Here is a 13,619-nt window from a genome sequence, read left to right on the forward strand (position 1 = left end):
GGTTTTCGACCCTTGATCTGTTAAAAATTTAAGCTATTCGCACAAGTTTTTATTTCAAGTTGTGTCCAATACCCGTGTTTGCTGTACATTTAGGTGGGAGAAAAATCAACCTCCACAATGAAAAGTAACATATATGAACCTCGCAGCATGGCGAGCGACATAGAACCATTGAAAAACAATTTATAAGTATGAAAAAAATCAGCATTCTGCTAGTTGGGTTGCTGCTTTTCGGCTCTACAACACTAAGAGCAGACGAGGGAATGTGGCTACTTCCCCTAATTGAAAAGCTCAACATGAAGGATATGAAAAAGGCTGGGCTTAAGCTTTCGGCCGAAGATATCTACAGCATCAACAAGAGCAGCCTTAAGGACGCCATTGTGATCTTTGGCCGTGGCTGTACTGGCGAAATGATCTCCGATCAAGGGCTTGTTCTTACCAACCACCACTGTGGATACGGCTCTATCCAACAGCTTAGCTCTGTTGAACACGACTACCTAAAGTATGGCTTCTGGGCAATGAGCAAGGGCGAAGAACTTCCTGCACCTGGCCTTACCGTTACCTTCCTCGAAAGAATTCAGGACGTAACCCCAGAGTTCAACAAGGTGCTTACCCCTTCGATGAGCGAAACTGAGCGTGCAAAAGCCATCGCTGAGCTTAGCAAGAAGCTCTCTGACCAAGCATCGTCGGGCAAGTTCATTAAAGCGCAGGTTACTCCAATGTATGCCGGCAACCAGTTCTACCTTTTTGTTTACAAGGTGTTCTCCGACGTTCGTCTGGTTGGAACTCCTCCAGAATCGATTGGTAAATTTGGTGCCGATACCGACAACTGGATGTGGCCTCGTCACACTGGCGACTTCTCGATGTTCCGCGTGTACGCCGATAAGGATGGAAATCCTGCCGAATACTCAGCCAACAACGTTCCTTTCAAGCCTAAAAAGCACCTTACCATCTCGCTAAAGGGCGTAAATAAGGGCGACTACACCATGATTATGGGTAACCCTGGCCGTACCAACCGCTACATGACCTCTTGGGAAATTGAAGAGGTGTTGGGTATCAGCAACCCTAGCCGCATCAAAATTCGTGGCATCCGCCAAGATATTTGGATGAAGGACATGCAGGCTAACGACACCGTACGCATTCAGTACGCCTCTAAATATGCTGGTTCGTCTAACTACTGGAAGAACTCTATCGGTATGAGCCGCGGCTTGAAGCGCCTAAAGGTTCACGACAAGAAGGAAGCTCAGGAAGCAGCCTTTACCGCTTGGGTAAACCAGTCGCCAGAAAGAGTTGCCACCTACGGTAGCGCCCTTGGCCTAATTAAGGAGGCTGTTCAAGGACGCAAAGACTACTACAACGCTATACAGTACATTGCAGAAAGCATCCGCGGTATAGAAGTTGTTGGAGCCGCTGCTCGCTACAGCAACATGGCCATTCAAGCCATCGAAAGTAAGAAGGATATGGATAAGGTTAAAGAAGCTGCAGCCGAATTCTACAAAGACTACAACGAGGCGCTAGACCGCAAGGTGGCCGTAGCCATGTTCGAAGTTTACAAGAAGGATGTTGCCCCAACCTACTACCCTTCGGTATATACCGATATCCAAAACAAGTTTAACGGTAGCATCGAGGCATACGTAAACGACCTTTACAACAACTCCATCTTTGCAAACCAAAAGAAGTTTAACGCTTTCCTTGCCAACCCATCGGTTGACGCAATCAAAAACGACCCAGCTTACCTGGCATCGCAAAGCATCAACACCACCCTTAAGGGCCTTTCTGAAAAGGTTACCCCTTTTATGGAGAAGCTAACTAAGGGACAACGCGGATATATCGCTGGCCTACTAGACATGGAGAAGGATAAGCCTCACTACCCCGATGCCAACTTCACCATGCGCTTAACCTACGGCAACGTGCTAGACTACTACCCTGCCGATGCGGTATACTACAACTTCTACACCACCATGGACGGTATCATGGAGAAGGAAGATCCAAACAACTGGGAATTCGTAGTGCCAGCCAAGCTTAAGGAGCTATACATGGCCAAAGATTTCGGTCAGTACGCCATGAAAAACGGAAAGATGCCTGTTGCCTTCCTATCAAACAACGACATCACCGGTGGTAACTCGGGTAGCCCAATCATGAACGCCAAAGGCGAGCTTATTGGTGCCGCTTTCGACGGTAACTGGGAGGCTATGAGCGGCGATATCGCCTTCGAACCAGCCCTACAGCGTACCATCAGCGTAGACATCCGCTACGTGCTATTTATTGTAGACAAGTTTGCAGGTGCAAAACACCTGATCGACGAAATGACTATTGCAAAATAGTTCCATACGCGCACATTTTTTTCGAGAGGAGGCTCACCAACAGGGAGCCTCCTCTCCCTTTTTCATACCGTTAGCATCCCCAAGCCATCTCGTGCCATAAAAAGGGCAGCCAGCATTGGAAAGACAGGGCGTACTACAAAATTTAGAGGGCACGTCCACCTCGTCGCACGGCACAACCACCTCTTTTTTGTACCTTTGCCGGCATGGAAAACAACGAAACCTACAATATCACCCTCTACACCGATGGAGCAGCCAGCGGTAACCCCGGTCCTGGCGGATACGGCACCCTGCTCATTTGGGGACCACACGTTAAGGAGCTCTCCGAAGGTTTTGAGCTAACCACCAACAACCGAATGGAGCTGCTGGCCGTTATCCGAGGCCTACAGGCGCTCAAATTCCCTAAATGTAACGTTACCATCTACTCCGACTCCAAGTATGTGGTGGATGCGGTGGATAAAGGCTGGGTTTTTGGCTGGGAAAAGACCCGCTTTAAGAATAAAAAGAACCCCGACCTGTGGATGGAGTTCCTCCGCGAGTACCGCAAGCACAGCGTTAAGTTTATTTGGGTAAAAGGCCATGCCAACATCCCGGGCAACGAGCGCTGCGACCGCCTAGCTGTGGCCGCCGCCGCCGACAAAAAGAACCTAAAGGTAGACTACGGCTACGTAAACAGCACCGACAGCGGGGCAATGGAGTAGCTTGCGGCATAAAGTACCTCCTGCTACCATTTACGGCTATCCCAAGAGCATAAATACAATCCTTCATAAATAGGCTGCCTTCTGCTAGCCTATTTTTTTATTCTGCCTATTCAAAATAGATTCCTGCTAGGCAGGATGGCTACTTATACAGCCATACCACCTACTACAGCTAGCAGGAAGCATTGCACAACTTACAGGACTTCTATTTATCCTACAGAATAAAGATTAAGCATATCAGGATATGCATTACGCTACACCAATGGGCAGCTGAATGCTTAACCCATAAGGTAGGGATGGTAACCGGATACCTGAAAGAAGGTCTGCGCCAGCAGCAGCTAGCGCTTACGCCAGTACGACGAGGCGTAGCCCTTAAGCCGATCGGGCTGCTGGGCAAAGGCAAACTTACCGCACCGCCTAACCTCATCGACGGCGAGCTTAAGGTAGGTGTAGGCCTTGTTGCGCTGGTCGCGAAGCAGGTACTGCTCGCGCTGCTCGGTGCGCACCTGTGCCAGCAGCCTCGAAAGGTGCTCGGCGTCGTCGCAGGCACCATCGAGGCGCGTAACATCGAAGCCAACAGAGCGCAGCAGCTCGATGTGCTCGGTGGCCAGCGAGCCAATGTTGTAGTAGTAGTCGATAAGGGCCTCGTGCCGAAGGTAACCCGACATGGGCTTTAGCCTACCCAAGAAGTTAGGCTTACCACGAAAGGCAAAGCGCAGGGCGCGAGTCAGGTCGATGCTCAGCTGCGAGGCCGTACTTCGCTTCTGCTTCCACTCCTTTTCGGCATCGCTGGCCGTAGAGAGGTGGCTTTGCCACAGTGTTTCGATGTAGCGGCAGGCGGCGGCACGGCGGGGCAGCTCCTGCACCAGCGTCCACTGCAAACCTACCTGCTCGAGCGCCGCCTGGTCGGGCTGCACCCAAATATGGAGCTCCTCGGCCTCCTGTAGGGCTACGGAAATGGGAATATTGGGCTTTACCGCATTTGGAATGGCCTCGATAGCCTCGGCCTGCTGCTCGTATAGCTCTTTAGACATAGCGTATCGTGTTAATGGTTTTGGGGATGGCCTGCGGCCGCCATCGGGAAGCGAGAGGGTAACCGTAGGATACCTCTAATATAGAAATTTAGCATCAAAAAAAGGAATTTCCGACATCGGATTGATAGGGGAGCACTCCAAAACCGGGCCGAGGCACCCAAAAGCGTGCGTGAGGGATTGCAGCGAAAAGCCCAGAGCCCGCAGCAGAGCGTAGGGCGAGGACTTGCAGCGGAAAGCCCGACCCGACAGGGGCACGCCCCCATAATGGACGGCTATCCAACCGTAAAAAACGGCTGCTGCCGATCTTCGGATTTCTTAACTACTGCTAGATTATCAGCAATTTAAGCTTACCAGTATTAAGCTTCGTGAGGTTAGACTAAAAAGAGGTAAGATTGGAAACTATTGGTTCGCGTTTTGCGTTATAAAGAGTGTGCAAGTTGCAGCACAGGCCAATTAATAGTTATTTCTTTAAGTATTAATGTTAAAACGTTAATGGTTTTTTGAGTGGTTTGTGAAAAAAGGCCGACGTGATGTCGACCTTTTTTTTATTTATTGAATTCGGATATACGATTACTCGCCACGAATAGCTGCAATACCAGGAAGCACCTTGCCTTCCATGTACTCCAACATAGCGCCACCACCAGTCGAAACGTAGCTTACCTTGTCGGCCAGCTTGTTTTTGTTGATAGCCGCAACCGAGTCGCCACCACCGATTAGGGTGAACGCGCCGTTTGCAGTGGCTGCTGCTACCGCCTTAGCAACGGCAGTTGTACCTTCGGCAAACTTGTCGAACTCGAATACGCCCATTGGACCATTCCAAAGTACGGTCTTAGAGTTGGCGATAACTTCGGTAAAAATCTTAGCGCTTTCTGGACCGATGTCAAGCGACATTCTCTCGGTAGGTACTTCGTCGATTTTGCAGATGATAGTGTCTGCATCTGGAGCAAACTTGTCAGCAGCCAAACCATCTACAGGAAGGTAAACGGTAACGCCCTTAGCCTTTGCCTTAGCAAGTAGGTCTAGCGCAAGCTCTAGCTTGTCGTCTTCGCAGATAGATGTTCCGATTTGTCCGCCTTGCGCCTTAATAAAGGTGTAGGCCATACCGCCACCAATAATTAGGTTTTGAACGCGTTCTAGTAGGTTCTCGATAATAAGCAGCTTATCAGAAACCTTTGCACCACCCATAATTGCGGTGAATGGTTTTTCAGACGACTTAAGAACGGTGTCCATAGCCTTAAGCTCGCTGTTGATAAGGTTACCAAACATCTTGTTTTCGGCAGAGAAAAGATCGGCAATAAGCGCAGTAGAACCGTGTGCACGGTGTGCAGTACCGAACGCATCGTTAACGTAAACATCAGCAAGAGAAGCCAGCTTCTTAACAAACTCCTTTTGGCTTTCCTTTACGACCTTCTTGGCTGCAGCCTTTTCCTCTTCGCTGGCATCCTTAGGTAAACGAGGCTTACCCTCTTCCTCGGCATAGAAACGAAGGTTTTCGAGCAGTAGCACCTCGCCTGGTTGTAGGCTAGCGGCCATCTCTACAGCCGAAGCACCAACGCAGTCGTCGGCAAACTTAACGCTCTTGCCTAAGTTCTTTTCCAATGCAGGGATGATGTGCTTAAGAGAAGACTTCTCCTCTACTCCCTTTGGACGACCAAGGTGAGACATTAGGATTACAGAACCACCATCGGCAAGAATCTTGTTAATGGTTGAAAGAGCACCGCGAATACGAGTATCATCGGTTACCTCGAATGTTTCCATATCCAATGGTACATTGAAGTCTACACGAATAATGGCCTTTTTGCCGCTGAAGTTGTAGCTGTCTAATGTTTGCATTATGAATTGATGTTAGTATGACTGACACTTAACTAGTCGAAAATTTGCAGATGTAAAAGTAGCAAAAAAAGAATTGATAAGGAAAGAAAATGAGCACATATTAGCCGTTTATATTTAGGTTTAAGCGCTTTACAACGTTAGTTGAATAACTAATTTTAGCTGTTTCTGGGTTTTGAATAGACGATAACAGGCATAAAGCAGCAGCTGGCCATTTTCCCCTTTTCTAGAGAACGATACAGCTCTCCGCTTGTCCTATCCCCTTTCTGGTTGATCACTACTCCTTAAAATTATAGGCCAAAGTCCGATAGAGTTACCTATATTGCCTATATTGTGGCCGAAGAGTTTACATACAGATTCTTATGAAAAAAAGCCTCAAAAAAATAATCAATGATCCGGTACACGGATTTATAGACATACCTAACCACCTTGGTGGCGAGCTGATAGAGCATCGTTACTTTCAACGCCTTAGAGGTGTTAAGCAGCTTGGGCTTACGCATCTCGTATATCCAGGTGCCGTACATTCGCGTTTTCAGCATGCACTGGGTGCCATGCACCTCATGAAGCTGGCCATAGATGCGCTTCGGAGCAAAAACCACGAAATAACCGAACAGGAGGAGGAGGCGACGATTTGCGCGATTCTACTTCACGACATTGGGCACGGCCCGTTCTCGCATGCGCTCGAATTTAGTATTGCCGAGGGCATAAGCCACGAAGATTTATCGCTGATGATGATGAATCGAATGAACCTTGAGTTTGACGGAAAGCTTACGCTGGCCATTCAGATCTTTAAGAACGAATACCCCAAACACTTCTTGCACCAGCTAATATCAAGTCAGCTGGATGTAGATAGGCTCGACTACCTGAGCCGCGACAGCTTTTTTACAGGCGTTGTAGAAGGAGCCGTAGGGCTCGATCGTATCATCAAAATGCTCGAAATTGTGGACGATGAGCTGGTGGTGGAAGGAAAGGGAATATACTCGATAGAGAAGTTTCTGATTGCACGCAGGCTGATGTACTGGCAGGTTTACCTCCATAAAACGGTGGTAGCCGCCGAGCAGCTGCTTATCCAAATATTCAAAAGGGCAAAAGAGTGCATCAAAAGTGGCATACCCATCTACACAACTCCAACTCTACTTTACTTCCTCAATAAGACATTCGAAGAGGGTTACCACTCCAATAACGACGAGCTAATAGATCGCTTTGTGCAGCTAGACGACTCGGATATTATTGTTTGCCTCAAAGAGTGGGAGCGTTCGGGCGACTTCATTTTAAAGAATCTATGCGCAATGCTTAACAGCCGAAATATCCTAAAAATAGAGATCGGCAAATTACCCTTCGAAACCGAAAAAGTTACCACAAAAACAGGCGAAATCTGCCAACAATTCCATATTGATGCAAAAACAGCCTCCTACTTTGTACTTTCGAACGAGGTTAGCAACAAGGCATACAGCCCTAAAAGTCAATCAATAAAAATTCTTGATAAAAAAGGGAAATTAGAGGACATCGATATCGCTTCCGATGTGCTAAATAGTGCTGCTTTTGGGGGTGTTACGACCAAATATTTCTTGTGCTACCCTAAAAGTAACTATGAGTTTAAATTTTAATTCTTAGTTTTGTGCAAATTTATAAATAGCGTAAAATGGAGTTCAAAGCTCAAATTATTGCAGCATTTTTAAATGGCGAAATAGAAGGTGACGCAGATGTTGCGGTAACCAATGTAGCTAAGATAGAGGAGGCAACACCTGGGACTTTAGCCTTTTTGGCAAACCCTAAGTATACCCCCTACCTTTATACAACCAAAGCCTCCATTGTTTTAATCAACAAGGATCTTCAGCTAGAGCAACCCGTTTCGTGTACCCTCATTCGTGTTGCAGATGCCTACAGCGCATTTGCCTCGCTACTGGAGCTATACCAAAACGCTAAAGCGCAGAAATCTGGAATTAGCCCACAAGCTTTTATAGAGAGCAGCGCCAAAGTTGGTGAGGATGCCTACGTTGGTCCATTCGCCTACATTGGAGAAAATGTAACCATCGGTAAAAACGCAAAAATCTACCCACACGCTTACATTGGCGACAATGTAACCATTGGCGACAATGCTACAATATATTCTGGAGTAAAAATCTACCACGAATGCGTTCTTGGAAACCATGTAACCATTCATGCAAGCACCGTTATCGGAGCAGATGGGTTTGGATTTGCGCCATCAGCCGATAACCAGTATAAAAAGATACCCCAAATAGGGAACGTTATACTCGAAGATTATGTGGAAGTTGGTGCCAATAGCTGCATCGACCGCGCTACAATGGGATCAACAATCATTCGCAAGGGAGTTAAGCTGGATAACCTAATCCAAATTGCCCATAACGTAGAAGTTGGACAGAATACCGTAATTGCGGCACAATCGGGAGTTGCAGGTTCTGTGAAAATAGGAGCCAACTGCATGTTTGGTGGTCAAACAGGCGTTTCTGGGCACATTACAGTTGCCGATGGAGTAAAGCTCACCGCACAAACAGGCGTAAGCAACTCTCTAAAAAAAGAGAATCATATCTATGGTGGAACACCTGCTATTGAAATGAGCAACTTCCACCGCAGCTCGATCCACTATAAAAATTTACCTGCTTTAGCAACGTTGGTAAACCAGCTGAAAAAGGAAATTGAAGCCCTAAAGGCCAATAAATAGGATACCACACTCCCCTAGAGATCTAAATCGAGGGGATTTGTGCGTTTATTAAGAGGTACTTTTACAAGAAGAAGAACATGTCTGAATTGCAAAAAACGATAAAAGAAGCGGTAACCCTAACTGGCAGAGGTCTCCATACAGGACTTGAAGTTACGCTATCAATACTTCCTGCAGAACCAAACTGCGGCATCAAGTTTAAGCGTGTTGACCTAGAAAACCAGCCAATTATTGAGGCTATTGCCGATCTAGTAGTGGACACCTCTCGTGGAACCACCCTCGAAAAGCATGGCGTAAGGGTTAGCACCATTGAGCACGTAATGGCTGCCATTATTGGTGCCGATATCGACAATGCAATTGTAGAACTTAATGCGCCTGAAACTCCAATTATGGACGGAAGCGCAAAGCCATTCCTCGATGCAATACTTAAAGTAGGTACAGTGCAGCAAAGTGCAGAGCGACTTTACTTCGAGATTAAGGAAAAAACGGCTTGGCGCGACGATAAGCACAATATCGAAATTGTTGCCTATCCCGATGACCACTTCAGCATCAACGTAATGATTGACTACAACTCGAAGGTGCTAGGAAACCAGTATGCCAACATGGAAACCATTGAAATCTTTAATGACGAGATTGCTCCATGCCGTACGTTTGTATTCTTCCACGAGCTCGAGTTTCTTCATAAAAACAACCTTATCAAAGGTGGCGACCTGCAAAATGCAATTGTGATTCTCGAAAAAGAAGTTCCTCAAATTGAGCTTGATCGTATTGCAACGCTTTTCAACAAGCCATCGGTAGAACGTCGTCCTGATGGTATTTTGAACAACCTTGATCTTCGTTTCCCTAACGAGTGCGCCCGTCATAAGCTGCTTGATATGGTAGGAGATTTGGCTCTTGTTGGCCATAGAATTAAAGGGAAGTTCATTGCCAAGCGCCCAGGCCATCACGCAAATACCGAATTTGCCAAAGTGCTTCGCAAGATCATGAAGCGCGAATTCATGCGAGTACCAGTCCCCTTCTATAATCCTTGCGTGGATCCTGTAATGGATATCAACAAAATTAAGCTGCTGCTCCCCCACCGTCCACCATTCCTATTGGTCGATAAAATTATCCATCTAGATAAGGAAGTGGTTGTTGGCGTTAAAAATGTGACCATGAACGAGCCGTTCTTCGTTGGCCACTTCCCAGACGAACCCGTAATGCCTGGTGTTCTTCAAATTGAGGCAATGGCACAAGTGGGCGGAATCTTAGTTCTAGGACAAGTTCCAGATCCTGAAAATTACTCGACTTACTTCCTTAAAATAGATAAGGTTAAGTTTAAAAAAAAGGTAGTCCCAGGCGACACCCTTATCTTCAAAATGGAGCTGATGGAGCCAATTCGTAGAGGAATTGCCATCATGTGGGGACAAGCATTTGTTGGAAATACCCTAGTTGCCGAAGGCGAGTTAACCGCACAAGTAGTAAAGAATAAATAAATCGTAAATAAGATGAGTCAACCAATGGCTTACATTCATCCCGAAGCAAAAATTGGGGCTAACGTAACCATCGACGCCTTTGCCTGGATTGGCAAAGATGTTGTGATTGGCGACGGCACCTGGATTGGAGCCAACGTTACCATCATGGATGGTGCCCGTATCGGGAAAAACTGCAAAATTTTTCCAGGAGCCGTAATTTCGGCTATCCCTCAAGACTTGAAATTTAAGGGAGAGATAACTACTGCTGAAGTTGGGGATAATACCACCGTGAGGGAGTGCGTTACGATTAATAGAGGAACCGTTGCTAAAGGAAAAACTGTTGTTGGTAACAACTGCCTCCTTATGGCATACGTTCACGTTGCACACGACGCTATTGTTGGGAACAACGTAATTCTAGGGAATGGAACACAGCTCGCTGGTGAAGTTGAGATTGATGATTTTGCAATCCTAAGCGCGCACGTACTTGTTCACCAGTTTGTCCGTATTGGTGGCCACGTGATGGTTTCGGGAGGATCTCTCGTTCGCAAGGATGTGCCTCCATTTGTAAAAGCAGGCCACGATCCTATATCATACGTAGGAATTAACTCTATTGGCCTACGTCGTCGCCAGTTTAACCCCGAAGAAATTCATCAAATACAGGATATTTTCCGTCTTCTTTACCAAAGTGGATATATCGTATCAAAAGCGGTTGAAGTAATCGAAGCAGAAGTGCCACAAAGCGAATTCCGCGACTATATTGTCAACTTTATTAAGAACTCCAAGCGAGGTATTATAAAAGGATACAAGGGGAGAGCAAAAGCCGAAGATTTGGACATCTAGCAATCTAAAAATACAGAAGGCTCCGATTTACATCGGAGCCTTTTTTACAAACAATAGCGTCAGACACCAACCGGTAAATCCTCATGGCATCAAAATAAGAAAGCCCCAGATTGCAATCTGGGGCTTTCTCTTTATATTTTTGGATTACATCATGCCTCCCATGCCACCCATGCCTGGGTTCATCATTGGAGCAGGATTTTCTTCCTTCTTCTCAGCAAGAACGCACTCAGTAGTTAGGAACATTCCAGCAACAGACGCTGCATTCTCTAGAGCAATACGAGAAACCTTAGTTGGATCAATTACACCAGCCTCAAATAGGTTTTCAAACTTGTCAAGACGAGCGTTGTAACCGAAATCACCCTTGCCTTCTTTTACCTTTTGTACGATTACGCTTCCTTCTCCACCAGCATTTTCAACAATCTGACGAAGAGGCTCCTCTATCGCACGCTTAACGATTTGGATACCGATAGTCTCATCTTCGTTGTCTCCCTTAAGAGTTTCGATAGCGTCGATAGCACGGATGTAGGCAATACCACCACCAGGAACAACACCTTCTTCAACAGCAGCACGAGTTGCGCTTAGAGCATCATCCACGCGATCTTTTTTCTCCTTCATCTCCATTTCGGTAGCAGCTCCTACGTAAAGAACGGCAACTCCACCAGCCAGCTTAGCTAAACGCTCTTGAAGTTTTTCCTTATCGTAGTCTGATGTTGAAATTTCGATTTGCTTACGGATTTGTGATACGCGGTTTTCGATAGCATCCTTAGCGCCAGCTCCGTTTACAATAGTTGTATTTTCCTTATTGATAGAAACCTTCTCAGCACGTCCTAGCATTTCTAGCGTAGCACCGTCAAGACGCAATCCCTTTTCTTCAGAAATTACAGTACCCCCGGTTAGGATAGCGATATCCTCCAACATTTCCTTACGGCGATCTCCAAATCCAGGAGCCTTAACCGCAGCAATTTTAAGGGCACCGCGAAGCTTGTTTACAACAAGAGTTGCAAGCGCTTCGCCATCAATATCCTCTGCGATGATAAGAAGCGCACGACCTTGCTGAGCTACAGGCTCGAGCACAGGAAGAAGATCCTTCATGGTAGACACCTTCTTGTCGGTAAGAAGAATGAAAGGATTCTCTAGGGATACTTCCATCTTCTCGGTGTCGGTAATAAAGTATGGAGATAGGTAGCCGCGATCGAACTGCATACCTTCTACCACCTCTACGGTAGTGTCAGTACCCTTTGCCTCTTCAACGGTAATTACACCTTCCTTCTTTACCTTACCCATTGCCTCTGCGATAAGAGCACCAATAGTGTTATCATTATTTGCAGAAATGGTAGCAACTTCTTCAATCTTCTTGATATCGTCACCCACCTCTACGCTTTGTGATTTTAGGTTAGCAACAACTGCCGAAACCGCCTTGTCGATACCGCGCTTTAGATCCATAGGGTTAGCTCCTGCAGTAACATTCTTAAGTCCTACTGCAATAATAGACTGAGCAAGAACAGTTGCAGTAGTTGTTCCATCTCCTGCCATATCAGCAGTCTTCGAAGCAACTTCCTTAACCATTTGAGCTCCCATATTTTCGAATGGATCTGCAAGTTCAATTTCTTTAGCTACGCTTACACCATCCTTAGTGATTTGTGGTGCACCAAATTTTTTATCAATAACCACATTACGACCTTTTGGGCCTAGGGTTACTTTTACTGCATTTGCTAGCTTATCTACACCAGCCTTTAGGTTATCGCGAGCTTCGATGTTAAACTTAATATCTTTAGCCATTTTATCTCAATTTTACAGTTTACAATTAAAGTGAATTAGATAATTCCTAAAATATCCGATTGGCGCATAATGATGTAGTCAACTCCATCAATGGCCACTTCGGTACCTGCGTACTTTCCATAAAGAACGACATCACCAACCTTTACCTCCATGGTAACCTCTTTTGTACCTGTACCCACTGCAACAACTTTCCCTCTTTGTGGCTTTTCCTTTGCAGTATCTGGAATGTAAATACCGCTAGCGGTAACTTGCTCAGCAGCAGAAGGCTCTACTACTACTCTATCAGCTAATGGTTTAATCATTGCGTTTTTATTTTTAGTTTGACATTTAATTCAACGTTTGATTCTAGAACTATCCAATTTTGTGCCAAGCGTACAAAAGTAGATATGTCTGCAATTTTTTCAGATTGTAGGCCTAACTTCTGTCAGGTTGTATGCCGCTTTGTCAGGTGCAACAAAAATAGGCAGCACACAATGTCCTATCAATACCCCAAACCCGCAACGTACGGCCTACATCAAAAAAATGAAACCTAAAGGTACGGATACGTATAGTAAAAAACAAAAAGGGACTTCGAATACGAAGTCCCTTTACTGTTATAGTTGTCTAAAATTATTTCTTAGCAGGTTGCTCTTGTGCTGGTTGAGCAGGCTGTTGCTGCTTGTTTGCTCCCGCATTAGGGAACTGAGGCATTCCAGCAGCTGGCTGGTTAGCAATCTTTTGCTCTAGTTCTGTTGCCTGACGACCTGCTTTTCTGTCGATAACAACAGTAGCTGCAAGGCTAAGAACCACGATAGCAACAGCAAGAATCCAAGTAAACTTCTCGATAAAGTCGGCAGTTTGCCTTACACCAACAATTTGGTTAGCACCAGAGAAGTTTGCAGCCAATCCGCCACCCTTTGAGTTTTGCACTAAAACCGCAAGTATCAACAAAATAGCCGCAATAATGATTAATATAGAAAAAAGGGTGTACATAGTTTATTGTCTGA

11 protein-coding genes are annotated in these 13,619 nt (G+C 45.9%); 6 read left to right on the plus strand and 5 right to left on the minus strand.

Annotated features, from left to right (window positions below; genetic code table 11):
• Nucleotides 1-188: 188 nt before the first annotated feature.
• Nucleotides 189-2,321, plus strand: coding sequence for a S46 family peptidase (locus L990_RS01415; RefSeq protein WP_047444743.1), 2,133 nt, complete (start codon nucleotides 189-191; stop codon nucleotides 2,319-2,321).
• A 203-nt stretch (nucleotides 2,322-2,524) separates the two neighbouring features.
• Nucleotides 2,525-3,019, plus strand: a complete 495-nt coding sequence (gene rnhA, locus L990_RS01420; protein ID WP_047444745.1) for a ribonuclease HI — start codon at nucleotides 2,525-2,527, stop codon at nucleotides 3,017-3,019.
• Between the two features lie 335 nt (nucleotides 3,020-3,354).
• Here the strand turns inward: rnhA and L990_RS01425 are convergent, their stop codons facing one another.
• Together L990_RS01425 and L990_RS01430 are read right to left on the minus strand one after the other, a co-directional pair.
• Nucleotides 3,355-4,050, minus strand: a complete 696-nt coding sequence (locus L990_RS01425; RefSeq protein WP_047444747.1) for a hypothetical protein — start codon at nucleotides 4,048-4,050, stop codon at nucleotides 3,355-3,357.
• Between the two features lie 570 nt (nucleotides 4,051-4,620).
• Nucleotides 4,621-5,883 carry a phosphoglycerate kinase gene (locus L990_RS01430; protein ID WP_047444749.1) on the minus strand — a complete coding sequence of 421 codons (1,263 nt, stop codon included), beginning with the start codon at nucleotides 5,881-5,883 and terminating at the stop codon, nucleotides 4,621-4,623.
• Between the two features lie 359 nt (nucleotides 5,884-6,242).
• On the opposite strand from L990_RS01430, the gene L990_RS01435 reads away from it, so the two are divergent.
• The 4 genes from L990_RS01435 (at nucleotide 6,243) to lpxA (ending at nucleotide 10,854) form a co-directional block, all read left to right on the plus strand.
• Nucleotides 6,243-7,487, plus strand: a complete 1,245-nt coding sequence (locus tag L990_RS01435; RefSeq protein ID WP_047444751.1) for an HD domain-containing protein — start codon at nucleotides 6,243-6,245, stop codon at nucleotides 7,485-7,487.
• Between the two features lie 35 nt (nucleotides 7,488-7,522).
• On the plus strand, nucleotides 7,523-8,563 hold the full coding sequence (lpxD, locus tag L990_RS01440; RefSeq protein WP_047444753.1) for a UDP-3-O-(3-hydroxymyristoyl)glucosamine N-acyltransferase: 1,041 nt from the start codon (nucleotides 7,523-7,525) through the stop codon (nucleotides 8,561-8,563).
• A 77-nt stretch (nucleotides 8,564-8,640) separates the two neighbouring features.
• Nucleotides 8,641-10,035: a bifunctional UDP-3-O-[3-hydroxymyristoyl] N-acetylglucosamine deacetylase/3-hydroxyacyl-ACP dehydratase gene (locus tag L990_RS01445; RefSeq protein ID WP_047444755.1), complete on the plus strand. Its 1,395-nt coding sequence runs from the start codon at nucleotides 8,641-8,643 to the stop codon at nucleotides 10,033-10,035.
• Nucleotides 10,036-10,047: 12 nt separating this feature from the next.
• Complete coding sequence (lpxA, locus tag L990_RS01450; RefSeq protein WP_047444757.1) at nucleotides 10,048-10,854, plus strand: acyl-ACP--UDP-N-acetylglucosamine O-acyltransferase; 807 nt, start codon at nucleotides 10,048-10,050, stop codon at nucleotides 10,852-10,854.
• Between the two features lie 144 nt (nucleotides 10,855-10,998).
• Here the strand turns inward: lpxA and groL are convergent, their stop codons facing one another.
• From groL to secG, 3 genes are all read right to left on the minus strand, one after another.
• On the minus strand, nucleotides 10,999-12,633 hold the full coding sequence (groL, locus tag L990_RS01455; RefSeq protein ID WP_047444759.1) for a chaperonin GroEL: 1,635 nt from the start codon (nucleotides 12,631-12,633) through the stop codon (nucleotides 10,999-11,001).
• A gap of 35 nt (nucleotides 12,634-12,668) precedes the next feature.
• The gene (gene groES / locus L990_RS01460; RefSeq protein WP_047444761.1) at nucleotides 12,669-12,935 is read right to left on the minus strand and encodes a co-chaperone GroES; all 267 of its coding nucleotides are present in this window, start codon (nucleotides 12,933-12,935) and stop codon (nucleotides 12,669-12,671) included.
• 307 nt (nucleotides 12,936-13,242) lie between these two features.
• The gene (gene secG / locus L990_RS01465; protein ID WP_047444763.1) at nucleotides 13,243-13,605 is read right to left on the minus strand and encodes a preprotein translocase subunit SecG; all 363 of its coding nucleotides are present in this window, start codon (nucleotides 13,603-13,605) and stop codon (nucleotides 13,243-13,245) included.
• Nucleotides 13,606-13,619: the final 14 nt, after the last annotated feature.

Origin of the sequence: Alistipes sp. ZOR0009, assembly GCF_000798815.1 — a bacterium.
Taxonomy (GTDB): Bacteria; Bacteroidota; Bacteroidia; order Bacteroidales; family ZOR0009; genus Acetobacteroides.